Here is a 19,832-nt window from a genome sequence, read left to right on the forward strand (position 1 = left end):
TGTGCGGGTCAGAGCATGCAGCTGACGCAGCCGTCCACTTCCGTGCCCTCCAGCGCGAGCTGGCGGAGGCGGATGTAGTAGATCGTCTTGATGCCCTTCTTCCACGCGTAGATCTGCGCCTTGTTGATGTCGCGGGTCGTGGCGGTGTCCTTGAAGAAGAGCGTGAGCGAGAGGCCCTGGTCGACGTGCTGCGTCGCCGCGGCGTAGGTGTCGATGACCTTCTCGTAGCCGATCTCGTACGCGTCCTGGTAGTACTCGAGGTTGTCGTTCGTCATGAACGCCGCCGGGTAGTAGACGCGGCCGATCTTGCCTTCCTTGCGGATCTCGATCTTCGACGCGATCGGGTGGATCGACGCGGTCGAGTTGTTGATGTACGAGATCGAGCCGGTGGGCGGCACGGCCTGCAGGTTCTGGTTGTAGATCCCGTGCTCCTGGATGGAGGCCTTGAGGTCCAGCCAGTCCTGCTGCGTGGGGATGTGCACGCCGGCGTCGGCGAAGAGCTGCGTGACCTTGGCGGTCTCGGGGACCCACGCGGCATCCGTGTACTTGTCGAAGAACTCACCCGACGCGTACTTGGAGTCGCGGAAGCCGTCGAACGTCTCGCCGCGCTCGATGGCGATCTTGTTCGAGGCGCGCAGCGCGTGGAACAGCACCGTGTAGAAGTACATGTTCGTGAAGTCGATGCCCTCCTCGCTGCCGTAGAAGATGCGCTCGCGGGCGAGGTAGCCGTGCAGGTTCATCTGGCCCAGGCCGATGGCGTGCGACTTGTCGTTGCCGTCCTCGACGGAGCGCACCGACGAGATGTGGCTCTGGTTCGACACCGAGGTGAGGCCGCGGATCGCGGTCTCGACGGTGCGGCCGAAGTCGGGCGAGTCCATCGTGAGGGCGATGTTCAGCGAACCGAGGTTGCAGCTGATGTCCTTGCCGATGTTCGCGTAGCCGAGGTCCTCGTTGTAGGTGGTCGGCGTGTTGACCTGGAGGATCTCGGAGCACAGGTTCGACATGTTGATGCGGCCCTTGATGGGGTTCGCCTTGTTCACCGTGTCCTCGAACACGATGTAGGGGTATCCGCTCTCGAACTGGATCTCGGCGAGGGTCTGGAAGAATTCGCGCGCGTTGATCTTCGTCTTCTTGATGCGCGGGTCGTCGACCATGGCGCGGTAGTGCTCGGTGATCGGAACGTCGCCGAACGGCTTGCCGTAGACGCGCTCGACGTCGTAGGGCGAGAACAGGTACATGTCCTCGTTGTTCTTGGCGAGCTCGAAGGTGATGTCGGGCACGACGACGCCGAGGGACAGCGTCTTGATGCGGATCTTCTCGTCGGCGTTCTCGCGCTTGGTGTCGAGGAACCGCATGATGTCGGGGTGGTGCGCGCTGAGGTAGACCGCGCCGGCGCCCTGGCGGGCACCGAGCTGGTTGGCGTAACTGAACGAGTCCTCGAGGAGCTTCATGACGGGGATGATGCCCGACGACTGGTTCTCGATCTGCTTGATCGGGGCGCCCGACTCGCGGATGTTGCTGAGCAGCAGCGCCACGCCGCCGCCCCGCTTCGAGAGCTGCAGCGCCGAGTTGATCCCTCGCGCGATGGACTCCATGTTGTCTTCGATGCGCAGGAGGAAGCAGGAGACGAGCTCGCCGCGCTGGGCCTTGCCTGTGTTGAGGAACGTGGGGGTGGCCGGCTGGAAGCGGCCGCCGATGATCTCCTCCACCAGGTCGATCGCGAGCTGCTCGTCGCCCTGCGCGAGGCCGAGGGCGGTCATCACGACGCGGTCCTCGAAGCGCTCGAGGTAGCGCTTGCCGTCGAACGTCTTGAGCGTGTAGCTCGTGTAGTACTTGAACGCGCCGAGGAACGTCTCGAACCGGAACTTCTTCGAGTACGCGAGGTCGTTGAGCTTCTGGATGAACTCGAACGAGTACTGGTCGAGCACCTCCTGCTCGTAGTACTGCTTCTCGACGAGGTAGTCGAGGCGCTCCTTGAGGGAGTGGAAGAAGACGGTGTTCTGGTTGACGTGCTGCAGGAAGTACTCCCGCGCCGCCTCACGGTCCTTCTCGAACTGGATCTGCCCGTCGGCGCCGTAGAGGTTGAGCATCGCGTTCAGCGAGTGGTAGTCCATCGCGACGGTGGTGCGCGGAGCGTCCATGAGGGCTACGCCGTCTGCTGCTGCCGAGTTCGCCGCTGTGCTTGTTGTGACCAAAATGCGTCCAATCCCTCGTCGACGGCGCGAACGTCGTCTGGTGTTCCGAATACTTCGAATCGATACAGGTGGGGCACGCCCGTCTTCGCGGCGATGATGTCGCCGGCGAGGCCGTAGGCGTTCCCGAAGTTGGTGTTGCCGGCGCTGATGACGCCGCGCAGCAGCGCGCGGTTCTGCGGGTCGTTCAGGAACCTGATGACCTGCTTCGGCACAGCGCCCTTGCCGTCGCCACCGCCGTAGGTGGGGACGATGAGCACGAACGGCTCTTCAGCGTGCAGGGCGTCGTCGCGAGCGTGCAGCGGGATGCGGGCCGCGGGGCGGCCGAGCTTCTCGATGAAGCGCTTGGTGTTGCCCGAGACGCTGGAGAAGAAGACGAGATTCGTCATGATGCTTCCTTCGCCGCGTTCCCGTTGCTGTTCCGGTTCACTCCGCCAGCGCCGAGCTCACCGGCGGGCCTTACGCGAGCCGCGAGGCGAGTTCGGCGATCTTGTCGGGGCGGAAGCCCGACCAGTGGTCTTCGTCGGTGATGACGACCGGAGCCTGCAGGTAGCCGAGCTCCTTGACGTGCGCGAGCGCCTGCTCGTCTTCGGAGACGTCGAACACCTCGTACTCGATGCCCTTGCTGTCGAGGGCACGATACGTGGCATTGCACTGGACGCAGGAAGGCTTCGTGTAGACCGTGACCGTCATGGTTTCCCCTCGTTCTCTTCGTTTCTCGAGCTCCGGAGGAGCCCACCCCCGTACTGCTGATTTCGCTTCTTCAATACTACATCTTGTGTCTGCGGAACTGAACCGCCACAACATGCTGTAGTTACATCCGTGTAGTTTTCCACCGCGTTATCCACCGTTCATCCCCAACCGGATGTCCCGATGATCCGCGGATTCCCGCGGACCCGACCCCGGTTATCCACAGCCCACCCGCTTCGAAGAAATTCGCCTGTGGACGGATTCCCCGGCGTGTCGCCCTGCGCCCTCATCAGTGCAGCGCGACATCTTGGGGCCATCGGATGCCACTACCCCTACATATGGTGTTGTGTCTTTCATGCTGCCACCACCCACCGACATCGCCGCCGGCGCGGCGCGCGTGTCGCGCGGTCGCGGCATCCGTTCACCTTCCTTGCCCCGGAACGCCTCGGAGCGACCGAATGCAGGAAGAACCAGCCCCTCGTCGGTGAGTCGGGTCGTCCCTCGCGGAGCGTCGCCGGATTCTTCCTGCATTCCGTTCGCAGTCGGAGCCGCCGCTACGGTTGAGCGCATGCAGATCGCCACCGACGCCTTCGCGCGCGCCGACCGCCTGTCGCCGCGGCGCCGCGACGGCCTCCCCCGCCGGCGCCGGCCGTCCTACCGCCTGCTCACGGTCGTGCCCGTGCTCGGCGTGATGGCCATCCTGCTCCTCGCGACGGGCGCCGACCCCGCCGCGCTCTCCATCCTGGCGGTCGTCGCGACGCTCTTCGTCGGCGGCTGGTTCGTGTCCGCCGCCGTCTCGGCGTCGGGCGGGCGCACGCGCTATGCCGCCCTGCGCGAGGAGGTCGGTCGCGAGGGCGTCGCCGTCAGGAGCACGACCTGGGTCGAGGACGGGCGGCCGGTCGCGGCATCCGAGCGCGACGACGGACGCAAGCCGGGCCGGCACCACCAGATGCTCTCGTTCACGGAGGCGGGCATCGAGCTCCGCGAGCGACCGGTCGGCGGCCGGCGCGGTGCCACGCTCCTCCACTACGCGGCGATCGACCACGTAGAGGTCGGCACCGCGACGTTCAGCGACTGGACCGAGCGCGCCGTCCTCATCGCCGGTCGCATCGACGGACGGCACGTCGAGCTCGGCATCGTTCCGGTCGTCGAGTCCTCGGTGCTGCTCACGCCGGTGAGGGATGCCGCGTACCGCGCGCTCCTCGAGCGGATCATCGCGAGCGCGCGATCGGGTCGTGCGCCCGAGGAGCTGCTCGATCGCGCAACCGGGTGACGCCGCGGGCCCGCGCCGCTAGCCTGACGGGCACACGGAAGGATCAGCGATGACCGACTACGTGACCTCGGCCGACGGCACGCGCATCGGATTCGACCGGGTGGGATCCGGCCCGCCGGTGGTGCTCGTCGGCGGCGCGATGCAGTTCCGCGCCTTCGACCCCACGACGACCGAGATGGCCGGGCACCTCGCGCGCCACGGATTCGAGGTCGTGAACTACGACCGGCGCGGCCGCGGCGACAGCCCCGCCGAGGCGCCGATCACGCTCGCGCAGACGCTCGACGACCTGCGCGCCCTCATCGACGAGCTCACCGAGGGCGCCGACGACGCCGTCGCCCTGTTCGGCAACTCGTCGGGTGCGAGCATCGCCCTCGCCGCGGCGGCGGCCGGACTGCCCGTGTCGAAGCTCGTCTTCTTCGAAGCTCCGCTCGACGCGGAGCTCGGACACGAGGGCGCCGTGTTCCTCGACGAGCTCCGCGAGCGCATCGCGGCGGGCGACCGCACCGGCACCCTCGAGGTCTACATGGCCGACATGCCGCCCGAGTGGATCGAGGGCGCGAAGCAGAGCGAGGCCTGGACGACCATGCTCGCGATCGCGCCGAGCCTCGAGCCCGACGCCGAATCGCTCGCGTGGACGCAGACGGCACCCCGCCGCGAGCTCTGGGCGGGCATCACGCAGCCGACCCTCGCGCTCGTCGGCACCGAGACGATGGACTTCATGGATGCCGCGGCCGACTCGCTCGTCGCGAACCTCCCCCATGCCCAGAAGCGCGCGATCGAGGCATCCGATCACCGCTGGGAGCCGCGCACGCTCGCGCTCGTGATCGCAGAGTTCCTCGTCGGCTGAGTTGCCCGCGGGCGACGGTCCACCGGAATCCCGTTCGCGCGGTGGAATCCCCGCCGGCCGGGATTCCGGCGCGCGAACGGGATTCCACCGCGAGCTGAGCGGATGCCGCGACGCGCGACCAGCCGCCCTACGACCCGACCGCGACCCGATCGTGGATCGGCGCTCCCGTGCTCGCGCGCACCACGAGTTCGGGCAGTGTCGGCGTCGGCATGAGCCGGTCGTCGTCGCCGAGCACGGCGAGCACGCCCGCCATGGCGTCGCGGCCGAGCGCGTCGAAGTCCTGGCGCACGGTCGTGAGCGGCGGCGCGAAGTACGCGGCCTCGGGGATGTCGTCGAAGCCCACGACGCTGACGTCGTGCGGCACCGATCGGCCGGCCTCGGCGAGCGCGTGCATCACGCCGAGCGCCATCTGGTCGTTCGCGACGAACACGGCGGTCGCCTCGAGATCGCGGGCGAGGGCGCGTCCGTGCACGTAGCCGCTGCCGGGCGACCAGTCGCCGGCGAGGGGCTCGCGGGCCGGCAGCCCGTGCTCGCCGAGGGCGGCCGACCAGCCGCGGATCCGCTCGGCCGCGTCCATCGCGGCGGACGGCCCGCTGACATGCCGGATCTCGCGGTGGCCGAGGCCGATGAGGTGCTCGACCGCGAGGCGCGCGCCGCCGTACTGGTCGAGCCAGACGCGGTGCATGCCGCCGCGGTCTTCGGAGGCCACGGCGATGATCGGCACCCCGAGCTCGACGCCGTCGAGCGCGTCGAGCGCGGCACGCTGCGCGGCGATGAGCACGATGGCCTCGACGTTCTGGCGCACGAGGAGCTCGGCCGCGGAGCGCAGGCTCGGGGCATCCGTCTCGAGCATGCTCGCCGTGATGACCGAGTACCGGGCGTCGCGCGCGGCCTCGTTGAAGTGCAGCGCCGTCGATGAGGGGCCGTAGTCGGGCGCGCCCGTGACGATGAGGCCGAGCGTGCGCGTGCGCCGGGTGACGAGCGCGCGGGCGGCCGGCGACGGCACGTAGCGCAGCTGCTTGATGGCCTGCTCGACCCGTGCCCGCGTCGCCGGGCGCACGTTGGGGAGATCGTTGAGCACCCGAGAGACGGTCTGGTGGGACACGCCGGCCAGTCGCGCGACGTCGAAGATCGTCGCGACCCTCGCCTTGTCGTCCCGGTCGCTCACCCGCGCTGCGCTCCTGCCCCGCGCCCCTGCGCGATCCTTCTCGTCGATTATCCTGCCCGGGACGGCCCCGCCCGGCTCGGCCCCGCCGAGGCGAAGCGGCCCCGCGGGCCTGCGCGCCCCCTCAGCGCCGCCTCGCCGTGAGCACCCGCTGCAGGATGATGAACACGAGCAGCAGCGCGCCGATGAAGATCTTCGTCCACCACGACGAGAGCGTGCCCTCGAACGTGATGATCGTCTGGATGACGCCCAGCACGAGCACGCCGAGCACCGAGCCGAGCACGAAGCCGTAGCCGCCCGTCAGCAGCGTGCCGCCGATGACGACCGCGGCGATCGCGTCGAGCTCCGTGCCGATCGCGGTGAGCGGATACCCCGACAGCGTGTAGAAGGTGAACAGCACGCCGGCCAGGCCCGAGCAGAAGCCCGAGACGACGTAGACGAGCACCTTCGTGCGCGCCACGGGCAGGCCCATGAGCAGGCCGCTCTGCTCCCCGCCGCCGATCGCGTAGACCGTGCGGCCGAACCGGGTGGCGTGCAGCACCCACACCGCGATCGCCACGACGACGAGGGCGATGATGACGCTCGGCGTGATCGACATGCCGCCGCCGAGCGGGATGCGCGCCACTGCGAGCTGCACGAACGTCTCGTCGGTGATCGAGATCGAGCTCTGGCTGATCACGTAGCAGAGCCCGCGGGCGAGGAACATCGCGGCGAGTGTCGCGATGAACGGCTGCACCTTGAAGACGTGGATCATGAGTCCCACGAGCAGGCCGAGCACGCTCGTGAGCACGAGGATCAGCGGGATCACCGTCCACGGCGACCACCCGGTCTGCAGCAGGCTCGCGGCGATCATGCCGCTGAGGGCGACGACCGCGCCGACCGAGAGGTCGATGCCGCCGGTGAGGATCACGAACGTCATGCCGACCGCGAGCACGATGAGGTACGCGTTGTCGACGAGCAGGTTGAGGAACACCTGCCCCGAGAAGAAGCCGCGGTAGCGCACCCCGCCGATCACGAAGATGGCGAGGAACAGCACGGCGGTCACGGTGACGGGTCCGTACTTGGGGCTGGTGAGCAAGGCACGGATGCCGCTGCCGAGAGACCGGCCCGAGGGCCCGGGCTGTCCGGGGCCGGCGGGGCGCTTGGCGCGGCCGGGGCGAGCGGGGGCGTCGAGGAGCTTCGTCATGATACGGCGGCCCCCTTTCCGGCGCGAACGGCCAGTCGTCGTCGGAACCCGCTCAGCGCCTCGGCGGTGGTGGGCGACTGCAGGAGGCACACCACGGTCACGACCGCGGCCTTGAACACCATGGTCGCGATCGGCGGGATACCGACGGTGTACACCGTGGTCACGAGCGTCTGGATCACGAGCGCGCCCACGAGCGTGCCGAGGAGCGAGTAGCGGCCGCCGGCGAGCGACGTGCCGCCGATGACCACGGCGAGGATCGCATCGAGCTCGATGAACAGGCCCGTGTTGTTCGCGTCGGCGGCGGCGGTGTTCGCGGTGAGGATGAGGCCCGCGATCGCCGCGCAGAACGCGCAGAACGTGTAGACCGCGAAGAGCAGCCCGCGGGCGCGCACGCCCGCCTGGCGGCTCGCCTCGGGGTTGATGCCGACGGACTCGATGAACATGCCGAGCGCGGTGCGCCTCGTGATGAGCGCCGCGGCGCCGAACACGACGGCTGCGATGATCACGGCGATCGGGATGCCGAACCAGAATCCCGACCCGAGCGCCTTGAACGGCGGGCTGTTCACGGTGATGATCTGGCCCTCGGTGATGAGCATCGCGACACCGCGGCCCGCGGTCATGAGGATGAGCGTCGCGATGATCGGCTGGATGCCGAGCACCGCCACGAGGAACCCGTTCCACACGCCGAGCACGAGCGAGATGAGCAGCGCCACGGCCACCGCGACGGCGACCGTCGCGGGGCTCGCCGGCTCGGGCGACCCGAGGATGATCGAGCACGCGACCGCGCCGGAGATGGCGGCGACCGCGCCGACCGAGAGGTCGATGCCGCGCGTGGCGATGACGAGCGTCATGCCGACCGCGATGATGAGCGTCGGCGCGCCGTTCCGCAGGATGTCGATGAGGCTCCCGAAGAGGTGCCCCTCGCGCACGGTGACGGTGAAGAAGCCGGGGAACGCGACGAGGTTGATCGCGAACAGGACGAGCAGCATCACGATCGGCCAGAACAGCCGGTGCGCGACGAGCCGGGCGAGCAGGGCGCTCATCGGTCGCCTCCCTGGGCGGGGTCGGTGGTGGGTTCGGGTGCGGTGACGGATGCCGCGGGCGCCGGCGTCGTGGCAGTGGGCGTCGCGACCGCGACGAGCAGCGCCGGGGATGCCGCGGGCTCGAGCCGCGCGGCATCCGCGCCGTCGTCGCCGTCGTCGCCCTCTTCGGCGACCGAGCCGTCGGCGATGAGCGCCAGCAGCGAGTCGACGGTGAGGCCGTCGTTCTCGAGGTCGGCGACCACGTGGCGGTCGCGGAGCACGACGATGCGGTGGCTGAGCCGCAGCACCTCCTCGAGCTCGGCCGAGATGAACAGCACGCTCATGCCGTTCTCGGCGAGGTTGAACACGAGCTTCTGGATCTCGGCCTTCGCCCCGATGTCGATGCCGCGCGTGGGCTCGTCGAGGATGAGCAGGTGCGGGGCGATCGCGAGCCAGCGGGCGAGCAGCACCTTCTGCTGATTGCCGCCCGAGAGGTTCCGCACGAGGGCGTCGGGATTGTCGGGCCGGATGTTGAGCGCCTGGATGTAGCTCTGCGTGAGCTCGTCCTGCCGCTTCTTCGGGATCGGGCGGAACCACCCGCGGTCGGCCTGCAGCGCGAGCACGATGTTGTCGCGCACCGTGAGCTCGCCGACGATCCCCTCGTCGCGGCGGTTCTCGGACGAGTACGCGATGCGGTGCGAGATCGCCTGGCGCGGCGTGCGGAGCTTCGTGGCCCTGCCGCGGATCTCGAGCTCGCCCTGGTCGGCGCGGTCGATGCCGCCGAGGAGGCGCGCCAACTCCGTGCGCCCGGATCCGAGGAGGCCGGCGAGGCCCACGACCTCGCCGGCGGCGATCGGCAGGTCGGCCGGGTGGATCGCGCCGCGCCGGCCGAGGCCCTCTGCGCTCACGAAGGTCGCGGCATCCGATTCGTCGGCGAACGACGCCCGCGCGCGCTGCTCGAGGTCGTCGAGGGCCGTGAGCTCCTTGCCGATCATCTTCTGCACGAGGTCGATGCGCAGCAGCTCCTCGACGAGGTACTCCCCCACGAGCTTGCCGTTGCGCAGCACCGTGAGGCGGTCGCAGATCTCGTAGACCTGGTCGAGGAAGTGCGAGACGAAGAGGATCGCGACGCCCTGCTCCTTCAGCGAGCGGATGACGCGGAACAGCTCGGCGACCTCATCCGCGTCGAGCGACGACGTCGGCTCGTCGAGGATGAGCACTTTCGCCTGCACGTCGATCGCGCGGGCGATCGCGACGAGCTGCTGCACCGCGAGCGAGTGGTCGCCCAGCAGCGATCCGGGGTCGATCTCGAGGTTGAGGCTCTCGAGCAGCACGGCGGCCCGGCGGCGCATGGCACGCCAGTCGATCGAGCCGAGCCGGCGCGGCTCGCGGCCGAGCATGATGTTCTCGGCGACCGACAGGTTCGGCAGGAGGTTGACCTCCTGGTACACGGTGGAGATGCCGGCGGCCTGGGCCTGCGCCGGCCCGCTGAACGACACCTCGTCGCCCGCGAGCGTGATGGTGCCGGCGTCGATGCCGTAGACGCCCGTGAGCGCCTTGATGAGCGTCGACTTGCCCGCGCCGTTCTCGCCCATGAGCGAGTGCACCTCGCCCGGGAACATGCGGAAGTCGACGCCGTCGAGCGCCTTCACGCCGGGGAACGAGATCGAGATGTCGCGCATCTCGACGACCGGCGCGACAGCGGATGCCTGGGTCACGAGTCTCTCCATCGAGGGTGGTGGCGGCATCCGCTCGTGCGATGCCGTTGGTCGAGGGTAGGGCATGGCGGGTGTGCGGCACGGTCGCCGCGCACCCGCCGGTCCGGGCGGGCGGATGCCGCGGCATCCGCCCGCGTCGGGCTCAGTACTGGCGGTCGGGCAGCGCCTCGATCGCCTGCTCCTGGTTGAACGTCGTCTCCTCGGTGATGATGCGCGGTTCCACCGAGCCGCCGTCGTTGAGGGTCGTGATGATGTCGACGAGCTGCTTGCCGAGCAGCGGCGAGCACTCCACGATGAAGTTGATCTTGCCGTCGGCGAGCGCCTGCATGCCGTCCTTCACCGCGTCGACCGTGACGATCTTGATGTCCTCGCCGGGAACGAGACCCGCCGCTTCGATCGCCTCGATGGCGCCGAGGCCCATGTCGTCGTTGTGCGCGTAGACCAGGTCGATGTCGGGGTTCGACTTGAGCATGGCCTCCATGACCTGCTTGCCGCCGGCGCGGGTGAAGTCGCCGGTCTGGCTCGCCACGACCTCGAGGTTCGGGTTCTGCCGGATCACGTCGGCGAAGCCCTCGGCCCGGTCGATCGCGGGCGCGGCGCCCGTGGTGCCCTCGAGCTGGACGATGTTGACGGGCTCGGTGGTGTCCTTGTACTCGTCGAGCACCCAGAGGCCGGCCTTCTTGCCCTCCTCGATGAAGTCGGAGCCGAGGAACGAGACGTAGAGCGACGTGTCCTTGCTGTCGACGGCGCGGTCGGTGAGCACCACGGGGATGCCGGCGGCCTTCGCCTCGTTCAGCACCGCGTCCCAGCCGGTCTCGACGACGGGCGAGAACGCGATGTAGTCGACGCCCTGCTGGATGTAGGACCGGATCGCCTTGATCTGGTTCTCCTGCTTCTGCTGCGCGTCGGAGAACTTGAGCTCGATGCCTGCCTCTTCGAACGAGGCCTGGATGTCCTTGGTGTTCGCGGTGCGCCAACCACTCTCGGCGCCGACCTGGGCGAATCCGACGACGAGCTCGTCGAGGGGCTTGGGACCTTCGGCCGCTGCGCCCCCGCCGCCGCTCGCGCAGCCGGCCAGCGCGACGAGCATCGCGCCCGCGGCGGCGATTCCGATGAGCTTCTTCATCAGCGTGAACCTCCTTGTTCAGTGGTGCCGGCGAAGCCTGCGTTGCTGCGTTCCTGGTGCGCCGGGTCGCCAGTCCATTCTGGCGGCACTCGCGATGTTAGCGCTCACTTGTGAGCGCTCACAAGTGTGAATTCGATAACGGATGCATCACGGTGTACTTCTGCCCGCATGATCACGCTCTCTCGCGCTGATCACGCCGGTTCCATCCCCCGGGGCCAGCCGCGTCGGCGGCGTGTGCTGCGTCGAGCTCCTGCGGAATGTGAGCGCTCAACTTCGCGGATGCCGCGCGCGCTCGCCGGATCGCCCGACGACGTCACCACGTGGCATCCCGGATTCAGGCGATCGACGCCGAATCAGGCAGATCCCGGGGATCCCCGCCTGAATCCCGAGCGATCGCCTGAACGGCGGCCCCTCGGCGCGTGGGATGCGGGGCGCGGGAGCGGAGACACGAGCGCGCGCGGCGGGTCGCGTCGCGGCGTCGGGTCGCGGCGCGCTGCGTCGCGTCGGCGCGCGTCGCGTCGCATCTTGAGCGGAATCCCCGTTGCGCGCGGGAATCCCGTTCGTGCGGGATTCCGGCGCACGAACGGGATTCCAGCGCGCCGCGCCGCCGCTGCCACGGCTGCCGCGGCTGCCGCGTCCGGCGGTTCACGCGGGCGTAACCCGACCGGGGCAGACTCGGCGTATGACCGAACCGTTCCACCTCATCGTCGGCGCGGGGCCTGTCGGCCGGGCCCTCGCCCTGCAGCTGGCCGACGCGGGCACGCCCGTGCGCGTCGTCACCCGCTCTGGCGGCGGACCGGAGCATCCGGGCATCGCACGCCTGGCCGTTGACGCGAGCGATCCCGACCGCCTCGAGGAGGTCGCCCTCGGCGCAGAGGTCGTCTACAACTGCGCGAACCCGGGCTCGTACCCGAAGTGGGAGCGCGTGTGGCCACCGCTCTCCGCGTCGATCCTGCATGCCGCCGAGGCATCCGGTGCGGTGCTCGTGACGATGGGCAACCTCTACGGGTACGGGCCCGTCGACGGCCCGATGCGGCGGGACACGCCCCTGCGCCCGACCGACCACAAGGGCGAGCTCCGCGCGCGGATGTGGCGCGACGCGCTTGCCGCCCACGAGGCCGGCCGCGTGCGGGCCACCGAGGCGCGTGCCTCCGACTACCTCGGGCCAACTGCGCCCACGTCGAGCGGCCTGCTGCCGATGTACGCCGACGCCACGCTCGACGGACGCCGCGCGACCGTGTTCGGCGACCCCGACGCACCGCACTCCTGGACCGCCGTCGACGACATCGCGTCGACGCTCGCGGTGCTCGGCCGCGACGAGCGGGCGTGGGGCTCGCCGTGGCTCGTGCCCTCGAACCCGCCACGCGGCGTCCGCGAGGTGCTGCGCGCCCTCGGCGAGCGCGCCGGCACGGGCGAGCCGAGACTGCGACGGATGCCGCGGTGGACCCTCTCGGCGCTCGGACTCGTCGTGCCGATCCTCCGCGAGGTCACCGGCGTGCTCTACCAATTCGAGCGGCCCTTCGAGATCGACGCCACCGAGACGACCGCGACGTTCGGGATCGAGCCGACCGACTGGGACGCGCTCCTCGACGCGACCGCGGCGGCGTGGCACCAGCGCGCGGTCGCCGGCTGATGGCGCCGAGTGGGCTGAGGCACAAGACCGCACGGATCGCCGGCGTTTCCGCCGACACCGTCAGCTCTTCGCGGCCTTGGCCGCGGCCTTCGCCGCCTGCTTCGTCGCGCGCACCTTGGCGAGCGACTCGGCGCTCGTGATGTCGGCGACCGAGGCGAAGCCGCCCTCCGCGCCGTAGTGCGGCCCGGCGGCCTCGCGCCAGCCCGCGGCCTCCACGCCGAGCTGCTTGCCGAGCAGGGCCAGGAAGATGCGCGCCTTCTGGTCGCCGAACCCCGGCAGCCCCTTGAGCCGGCGCAGCAGCTCGGGCCCGTCGGGGTCGCCCTGCGTCCAGATCGCGGATGCGTCGCCGCCCCAGTCGTCGACGACCGCCTTCGCGAGCGCCTGCACGCGCCCCGCCATCGAGCCCGGGTAGCGGTGCACCGCCGGCGGCTGCTTGAACACCTCGACGAAGCGCTCGGGGTCGTAGTCCGCGACCGTCTCGGGATCGATCGAGCCGACGCGCTGCGAGATCTTGAGCGGACCCGCGAACGCCGTCTCCATCGCGACCTGCTGGTCGAGCAGCATGCCGACGAGCAGGGCGAACGCGTCGGTGCTGAGCAGCTCGTCGGCCGCGGAATCGCCGGTGATGTGCAGTGCCATGCGTCCTATCCTCGCACTGGGGGCTCTTCGAGGCATCCGTTGGAATGCGGACAGAATCCGACCGGATGTCGCGACACACTGGTCCCACGAGAACACGCCTGAGGAGGCAACCGCATGGACTGGAAGATCGAACTCATCCACGTGCCCGTGAGCGACGTCGACCGCGCGATCGAGTTCTACGTCGACAAGGTCGGCTTCAACCTCGATCACGACCAGCGCGTCACTGACGACCTCCGTTTCGTGCAGCTGACCCCGCCCGGGTCCGCATGCTCGATCGCAATCGGCCAGGGCCTCGGCGCCACGCTCGCGCCGGGATCGCTCGACGTGATCCAGGTGGTCATCGACGACGCGGATGCCGCGCTCGAGCAGCTGCGGGCGAAGGGCGTCGACGCCGAGGGCGTCGACGAGCAGGCGTGGGGTCGGTTCGTCACCTTCCGCGATCCCGACGGCAACCGCTGGACGCTGCAGCAGCTCCCCGCCTGGCGCTGAGCGCGGCGCATTCGGCGACGCGATGCAGGCGTGACCGGCCCTAACGGCGCGGCGCCGCCGTGCTCTCGCGCACGACGAGCTCGGGCACGCGTGCTGTTCGGTCGGGCGCGCTCGGCTCGTCCTGCAGCACGTCGAGCACCGTCGCCATGATGTCGCGGCCGAGGCCGTCGAAGTCCTGGCGCATGGTCGTGAGCGCCGGCGCGAAGTACGCGGCCTCGGGGATGTCGTCGAACCCGATGACGCTCACGTCCTCGGGCACGCGCCTGCCGGCGCGGCGGAAGGCCGCGAGCAGCCCGAGCGACATGTGGTCGTTCGCGACGAACACGGCGGTGACCGCGGGGTCGACGAGCAGCCGCTCCCCCGCCGCATGCCCCGACGCGGAGAGCCAGTCGCCGACGATGGGCTCGTGCGGCTCGAGGCCGTGCTCGCGCATCGCGTCGTCGAACCCGCGGCGGCGCTCCGCGGCATCCATCGAGTCGGCCGGCCCCGTGACGTGCCGGATCTCGCGGTGCCCGAGCCCGATGAGGTGCTCGGTCGCGAGGCGCGCGCCCGTGTACTGGTCGAGCGCGACGCGGTGCAGGCCGGGTTCGTCCTCGGATGCCACGGCGACCACGGGCACGCCGGCGTCGATGCCGTGCAGCACCTCGACGCCCTCGCGCTCGCCCGAGATGAGCACGATCGCCTCGACCCGCTGGAGCGCGAGCCGGTGCACCGCCTGCGTGAGCGTGTCGGGGTCGAGCGTGCGCATGCTGGCCTGGCTCACGGTGTAGCCCGCGTCGCGCGCCGCCTCGTTGAATCCGAGCGCCGCGCTCGACGGACCGTAGTCGGGTCGTCCGGCCAGGATGAGCCCGATCGAGCCCGACCGGCGCTTCGCCATGGCGCGCGCAGCCGGCGACGGCGTGTAGTTCAGCTCGGCGATCGCCTGTTCGACACGCAGCTTCGTCGACGCCGCGACCCCGCTGAGGTCGTTGAGCACGCGCGAGACGGTCTGGTGCGAGACGCCGGCGCGGCGGGCCACGTCGAACATCGTCGGCACGCCGGCCGGCTCGGCCGCGGCATCCGTCACGGTCGACTCGGTCGCGGCGGCGTCAGGCTCGGCCGCGGCATCCGTTGCGCCCGTGTCAGACCCGGCCGGCTCGGCCGCGGCATCCGTCGACACCGCCTCGGGCTCGGCGGGCTCAGGCGCTGCCGGCACGGACGCCCCGCGCGCGGCATCCGCGTCGGTCGGGGCATCCGCGTCGGCCATGCGCTCGCCGCTCAGAGGCCCTGCGCCAGACGGTAGTACGCCTGGTTCCAGCGCACCTCGTGCTCGAAACCGCGCTGGGTGGTGTCCTCGTCGATGACGAGCAGCTCGACCTTGGCCATGTCGGCGAAATCGCGGAACACGTCGATGCCGACCGCGGTCGACATGACGGTGTGGTGCGCCGCACCGGCGGTGAGCCACGCGGCCGCGGACGTCTGGAAGTCGGGTGCGGGCTTCCAGATCGCGCGGCCCACGGGCAGCTTGGGCAGCGGATGCCGCGGCTCGACGTTCTCGACGACGTTCGCCGTGAATCGGAACCGGTCGCGCAGGTCGCTCATCGCGACGACGACCGCCGGACCGGGGTCGGCGGTGAAGACCAGGCGCACCGGGTCCTCCTTGCCGCCGATGCCGAGCGGGTGGATCTCCAGCGATGGCTTGGCGGTCGTGATCGACGGCGCGACCTCGAGCATGTGCGCGCCGAGGATCAGCTCGTCGCCGGGCGTGAGGTCGTAGGTGTAGTCCTCCATGAGGGTCGCGCCGCCGGGCAGGCCCGCGCCCATCACGTTGGCGATGCGCACGAGCACCGCCGTCTTCCAGTCGCCCTCGGCGCCGAAGCCGTAGCCCTCGGCCTGCAGGCGCTGCACCGCGAGGCCGGGCAGCTGGCGCAGCGCGCCGAGGTCCTCGAAGCTCGTGGTGAACGCGCCGAATCCGCCCTCTTCGAGGAACGAGCGCAGCCCCAGCTCGATCGCCGCGCCGTAGCGCAGGGAGTCGTGCCGGTCGCCGCCCTTCCGCAGCTCGGGGGCGACGTCGTACTCGTCCTCGTAGAGCGCGACGAGCTGGTCGATCTCGGCGTCGGATGCCGCGTGCACCGCCTCGGCGAGCTCGTTCACGCCCCACGTGTTCACCTGCACGCCGAAGCGCAGCTCCGCCTCGGTCTTGTCGCCCTCGGTCACGGCGACGAAGCGCATGTTGTCGCCGAACCGCGCGAGCTTCAGGCTGCGGGATGCCGCGAGGCCGGCCGCCGCGCGCTGCCAGGTCGCGAGCTCGCGCTGCACGCGCGGGTCGGACGCGTGCCCGACGATCGTCTTGCGCGGCACGCCGAGGCGCGTCTGGATGTACCCGAACTCGCGGTCGCCGTGCGCGGCCTGGTTGAGGTTCATGAAGTCGAAGTCGATGTCGCCCCAGGGCAGCTCGACGTTCGCCTGCGTGTGCAGGTGCGCGAGCGGCTTCTGCAGTGCGTCGAGGCCGGCGATCCACATCTTGGCGGGGCTGAAGGTGTGCATCCACGCGACGAGGCCGATCACGTTCTCGGCCGCATTCGCCTCGAGCACGACCTTCTTGATCGCCGCCGAGTCGGTGAGCACGGGCAGCCAGACGATCTTCACGGGCACGTCGGATGCCGCGTCGAGCGTCTCGGCGATGCGCTGCGACTGCTCGGCGACCTGCGCGAGCGTCTCGGGGCCGTAGAGGTGCTGGCTGCCGGTGAGGAACCAGACCTCGTACGCGTCGAGCGAGGTCTGGAGCGGGGTGCGGGTCATGCGATGTCCTTTGCTTCTTGCTTCTTGCTTCTGCGATGCGTTCAGGTGGCGTGCCGCGTGGTTGCGGGTTCGCCGGTCGGTTGCTTCGAGTGGGCGATCTTGGCGGTCCCTTCGCGGATCATTTCGCCGAGATCGCCCACTCGGGTCAGATGGCGTGCACGGCGGCGGCCTCGGCCGCGAGGCCGTCGCGGTAGCGGTCGAGGAAGGCGGCGAAGCCGGCGACATCCGATGGGTCGGGCTCGACGGTCTCGAACGCGGCATCCGCGAAGACCCGCTGCTCGAGGTACGCGCCGAGGTCGAGCTCGCCGGCCGAGCGCAGGTAGGACGCGAGCACCGCGATGCCCCAGGCGCCGCCCTCGGAGGCGGTCTCGCCGACCGCGACCGGCGCGTCGAGCGCGCCGGCAAGGAACCGCTGCGCGACGCCGGCCGTGCGGAAGATGCCGCCGTGCGCGAACATCCGGTCGAGCTCGACGCCCTCGCTCGCGAGCACGCGCATGCCGAGCGCGAGCGTGCCGTACACGCCGTAGAGCTGCGCGCGCATGAAGTTCGCGAGCGTCAGCCGGCTGTCGGGGGTGCGGACGACCATGGGCCGCCCCTCCTCGAGCCCGGCGATCGGCTCGCCCGCGAGCTGGTTGTAGGCGAGCACGCCCCCGGCATCCGCGTCGCCCTCGAGCGCCTCGCGGAAGAGCACCTCGAACACGGCGTCGCTGTCGACGTCGTTGCCGGATGCCGCCGCGAACCGCGCGAACAGTCCGGCCCAGGCGGCGAGCTCACTCGCGCCGTTGTTGCAGTGCACCATCGCGACCGGATCGCCGGCGGGCGTCGTGACGAGGTCGAGCTCGTGGTGCGCGTGCGACAGCGCGCGCTCGAGCACGACCATCGCGAAGATGCTCGTGCCCGCGCTGACGTTGCCCGTGCGCGGGGCGACCGAGTTCGTCGCGACCATGCCGGTGCCGGCGTCGCCCTCGGGCGGGCACAGCACGACGCCGGGGCGGAGCGCGCCCGAGGGGTCGAGCAGCGCGGCGCCATCGGCGGTGAGCTCTCCGGCCGGCGCGCCCGCGGGGAGCACCTCGGGCAGGAGCTCGGTCAGGTCAAGGCCGGGGGCGCGGTCGGCGACGAGCGCGTCGAAGACCTCGACGAGGCGGGCGTCGTAACCGGTCATGGCGGAGTCGATGGGGAACATGCCCGACGCGTCGCCGACGCCGAGCACCTTGCGGCCCGTGAGCTTCCAGTGCACGTAACCGGCGAGGGTGGTGACGAACGCGACGCGCGGCACGTGCGCTTCCTCGTCGAGGACCGCCTGGTGCAGGTGGGCGATCGACCACCGCAGCGGGATGTTGAGCCCGAACCGCTCGCTGAGCTCGGCGGCGGCGGGCCCCGTCGACGTGTTGCGCCACGTGCGGAACGGCACGAGCAGCTCATCGTCGGCATCGAATGCGAGGTACCCGTGCATCATCGCCGAGACGCCGATCGCGCCGAACGTCTCGGGCTGCGCGTCGTAGTGGCGCCGCACGTCGGCGACGAGATCGGCGTAGGCCGCCTGCAGCCCCGTCCAGACCGCGTCGAGCGAGTAGGTCCAGCGACGGTCGACGAACTCGTTCTCCCACTCGTGGCTGCCGACGGCGAGCACCTGCGTCGGGTCCTCGCCGACGAGGCACGCCTTGATGCGGGTCGAGCCGAACTCGATGCCGAGCGACGTGCGTCCGTCGAGGATCGCGGCGCGCGTGGCATCCGTCGTGTTCTGGGTGTCGCTCATCGGCGTGCGTCCTCACTCTGTCCGGCAGTGCTCTCTCGACGGGCATCCCCCGTCTGCCCGTACACGTTCTGGTAGCGGTCGTAGAGGCGGTCGATCGCGTCCCGCGGGATGGGGACCAGCGGGCCGGCCTCGCGCGCGAAGTGCACGCTGCGGGCGACGTCCTCGACCATGACCGCGGCCTTCACCGCGTCCTTCGCGCTCGACCCGATCGTGAAGGGGCCGTGGTTCCGCATGAGCACGGCGCGCGACCGGTGACCGCGGAGGGTCTCGACGATGCCCCTGCCGATCGAGTCATCGCCGATGATCGCGAACGGACCCACCGGGATCGGCCCGCCGAACTCGTCGGCCATGGCCGTGATCACGCACGGGATCTCCTCGCCACGCGCGGCCCACGCGACCGCGAACGTCGAGTGCGTGTGCACCACGCCGCCGACCTCGGGCATGTTGCGGTACACGTAGGCGTGCGCGGCGGTGTCGCTCGACGGCGCGCGCTCGGAGCCCGAGGTGCCCGGGACCACGTTGCCGTCGAGGTCGCAGAGGATCATGTTCTCGGCCGCGAGGTCGTCGTAGCTCACGCCCGACGGCTTGATCACGAACAGGTCGGCGCCCGGGACGCGGCCCGAGACGTTGCCGCCCGTCCAGACGACGAGCCCGTAGCGCGTGAGCTCGGCGTGCAGACGGGCGACGTCCTCGCGCACCTGCGCGATCGCTGCCTCGACCTCGGGCGAGAGGGCGGATGCCGCGGGGCTCACGCCGGCGCCGTCCGGCCGGGGGCCTCGAACCAGCGGTCCATCCGCTCGGCCGCCTCGGCTCCGTCCTCCGACGACTGCAGGCCCCGGACGAAGTCGGCGAACTCGTCGAGCGCGCTGCCCGTCACGTACTGCTGGTCGGGCACGGGGACTCCTTCGTCGAGGGCATTTCGTGAGCGCTAACGAAGCACGATGTTAGCGCTAACGAAGCCCGGTCTCAACCCCGCTCACCCACAGTCCTGGCGGCCGTTCTCCGAATGCAGGAAGAACCGCGCGACACGCCGTCCGAGGTGCTCCGACACGCCGCCCGCGCGCGAGAACTTCCTGCATTCGTGTGGGGATCCGCGGGCCGGGTGAGCAAGGTCGGGTCCCAGAGAAGTCGGGCCGTGAAGTCGGGCCGTGAAGTCGGGTCGCAGAGAAGTCGGGCCGTGGAGTCGGGCCGTGAAGTCGGGCCGTGGAGGAGTCGGGCCGTGGAGGAGTGGGGCCGTGGTGAAGTCGGGCCGGGGAGTGAGGGAACTCGAGCGGCAAGGAGGCCCACTGGGGCCCGGATGCCGCGGCATCCGGAG

The 19,832-nt window shown here is 70.3% G+C and carries 18 protein-coding genes; 4 read left to right on the plus strand and 14 right to left on the minus strand.

The annotated features are described in order from the left end of the window. Positions 1 to 8: 8 nt before the first annotated feature. The 3 genes from nrdE to nrdH all read right to left on the minus strand — a co-directional run bounded on the left by nrdE (position 9) and on the right by nrdH (position 2,885). A complete protein-coding gene (gene nrdE, locus FYC51_RS04425) occupies positions 9 to 2,141 on the minus strand; it encodes a class 1b ribonucleoside-diphosphate reductase subunit alpha (protein ID WP_148732443.1) in 2,133 nt (710 codons plus the stop codon). Between the two features lie 5 nt (positions 2,142 to 2,146). Continuing rightward, positions 2,147 to 2,581, minus strand: coding sequence for a class Ib ribonucleoside-diphosphate reductase assembly flavoprotein NrdI (gene nrdI, locus FYC51_RS04430; RefSeq protein ID WP_148732444.1), 435 nt, complete (start codon positions 2,579 to 2,581; stop codon positions 2,147 to 2,149). A 70-nt stretch (positions 2,582 to 2,651) separates the two neighbouring features. After that, positions 2,652 to 2,885, minus strand: coding sequence for a glutaredoxin-like protein NrdH (gene nrdH, locus FYC51_RS04435; RefSeq protein ID WP_148732445.1), 234 nt, complete (start codon positions 2,883 to 2,885; stop codon positions 2,652 to 2,654). Positions 2,886 to 3,450: 565 nt separating this feature from the next. Between nrdH and FYC51_RS04440 the strand changes: the two genes are divergently transcribed. Together FYC51_RS04440 and FYC51_RS04445 are read left to right on the plus strand one after the other, a co-directional pair. Then, on the plus strand, positions 3,451 to 4,155 hold the full coding sequence (locus tag FYC51_RS04440) for a hypothetical protein (RefSeq protein ID WP_148732446.1): 705 nt from the start codon (positions 3,451 to 3,453) through the stop codon (positions 4,153 to 4,155). 49 nt (positions 4,156 to 4,204) lie between these two features. Continuing rightward, positions 4,205 to 5,002, plus strand: a complete 798-nt coding sequence (locus FYC51_RS04445; RefSeq protein ID WP_148732447.1) for an alpha/beta fold hydrolase — start codon at positions 4,205 to 4,207, stop codon at positions 5,000 to 5,002. A 127-nt stretch (positions 5,003 to 5,129) separates the two neighbouring features. Here the strand turns inward: FYC51_RS04445 and FYC51_RS04450 are convergent, their stop codons facing one another. The 5 genes from FYC51_RS04450 to FYC51_RS04470 all read right to left on the minus strand — a co-directional run bounded on the left by FYC51_RS04450 (position 5,130) and on the right by FYC51_RS04470 (position 11,219). Then, positions 5,130 to 6,170: a LacI family DNA-binding transcriptional regulator gene (locus FYC51_RS04450; RefSeq protein WP_148732448.1), complete on the minus strand. Its 1,041-nt coding sequence runs from the start codon at positions 6,168 to 6,170 to the stop codon at positions 5,130 to 5,132. Between the two features lie 121 nt (positions 6,171 to 6,291). Beyond that, on the minus strand, positions 6,292 to 7,353 hold the full coding sequence (gene yjfF / locus FYC51_RS04455) for a galactofuranose ABC transporter, permease protein YjfF (protein ID WP_148732449.1): 1,062 nt from the start codon (positions 7,351 to 7,353) through the stop codon (positions 6,292 to 6,294). Then, the gene (locus tag FYC51_RS04460) at positions 7,350 to 8,396 is read right to left on the minus strand and encodes an ABC transporter permease (protein WP_148732450.1); all 1,047 of its coding nucleotides are present in this window, start codon (positions 8,394 to 8,396) and stop codon (positions 7,350 to 7,352) included. The genes yjfF and FYC51_RS04460 overlap by 4 nt, the downstream gene beginning before the upstream one ends. Beyond that, on the minus strand, positions 8,393 to 10,123 hold the full coding sequence (locus FYC51_RS04465) for a sugar ABC transporter ATP-binding protein (protein ID WP_420797213.1): 1,731 nt from the start codon (positions 10,121 to 10,123) through the stop codon (positions 8,393 to 8,395). Before FYC51_RS04465 ends, FYC51_RS04460 begins: the two co-directional genes overlap by 4 nt. Positions 10,124 to 10,235: 112 nt before the next feature. Next, on the minus strand, positions 10,236 to 11,219 hold the full coding sequence (locus tag FYC51_RS04470) for an ABC transporter substrate-binding protein (protein WP_187432490.1): 984 nt from the start codon (positions 11,217 to 11,219) through the stop codon (positions 10,236 to 10,238). 682 nt (positions 11,220 to 11,901) lie between these two features. Here FYC51_RS04470 and FYC51_RS04475 point away from each other — a divergent pair. Continuing rightward, a complete protein-coding gene (locus tag FYC51_RS04475) occupies positions 11,902 to 12,852 on the plus strand; it encodes an NAD-dependent epimerase/dehydratase family protein (RefSeq protein WP_148732453.1) in 951 nt (316 codons plus the stop codon). A 60-nt stretch (positions 12,853 to 12,912) separates the two neighbouring features. Here the strand turns inward: FYC51_RS04475 and FYC51_RS04480 are convergent, their stop codons facing one another. Then, complete coding sequence (locus FYC51_RS04480; RefSeq protein WP_187432491.1) at positions 12,913 to 13,491, minus strand: HhH-GPD-type base excision DNA repair protein; 579 nt, start codon at positions 13,489 to 13,491, stop codon at positions 12,913 to 12,915. 114 nt (positions 13,492 to 13,605) lie between these two features. Between FYC51_RS04480 and FYC51_RS04485 the strand changes: the two genes are divergently transcribed. After that, positions 13,606 to 13,980 (plus strand): VOC family protein, encoded by a 375-nt coding sequence (locus FYC51_RS04485; protein WP_148732454.1) that lies wholly within the window; start codon positions 13,606 to 13,608, stop codon positions 13,978 to 13,980. A gap of 40 nt (positions 13,981 to 14,020) precedes the next feature. Here FYC51_RS04485 and FYC51_RS04490 read toward each other — a convergent pair whose 3' ends face one another. The 5 genes from FYC51_RS04490 to FYC51_RS19120 all read right to left on the minus strand — a co-directional run bounded on the left by FYC51_RS04490 (position 14,021) and on the right by FYC51_RS19120 (position 19,412). Beyond that, entirely contained in the window at positions 14,021 to 15,226 is a 1,206-nt protein-coding gene (locus FYC51_RS04490; RefSeq protein WP_238476208.1) for a LacI family DNA-binding transcriptional regulator, read from the minus strand. An 11-nt stretch (positions 15,227 to 15,237) separates the two neighbouring features. Further along, complete coding sequence (gene araA, locus FYC51_RS04495) at positions 15,238 to 16,761, minus strand: L-arabinose isomerase (protein ID WP_148732455.1); 1,524 nt, start codon at positions 16,759 to 16,761, stop codon at positions 15,238 to 15,240. A 145-nt stretch (positions 16,762 to 16,906) separates the two neighbouring features. Next, on the minus strand, positions 16,907 to 18,517 hold the full coding sequence (locus tag FYC51_RS04500) for a xylulokinase (RefSeq protein ID WP_148732456.1): 1,611 nt from the start codon (positions 18,515 to 18,517) through the stop codon (positions 16,907 to 16,909). Next, on the minus strand, positions 18,514 to 19,269 hold the full coding sequence (locus tag FYC51_RS04505) for an L-ribulose-5-phosphate 4-epimerase (RefSeq protein ID WP_148732457.1): 756 nt from the start codon (positions 19,267 to 19,269) through the stop codon (positions 18,514 to 18,516). Before FYC51_RS04505 ends, FYC51_RS04500 begins: the two co-directional genes overlap by 4 nt. Continuing rightward, positions 19,266 to 19,412 (minus strand): hypothetical protein, encoded by a 147-nt coding sequence (locus tag FYC51_RS19120; RefSeq protein ID WP_187432492.1) that lies wholly within the window; start codon positions 19,410 to 19,412, stop codon positions 19,266 to 19,268. The genes FYC51_RS04505 and FYC51_RS19120 overlap by 4 nt, the downstream gene beginning before the upstream one ends. Between the last annotated feature and the right edge of the window lie 420 nt (positions 19,413 to 19,832).

This window comes from Agromyces mariniharenae, assembly GCF_008122505.1.
Lineage (GTDB): Bacteria > Actinomycetota > Actinomycetes > Actinomycetales > Microbacteriaceae > Agromyces > Agromyces mariniharenae.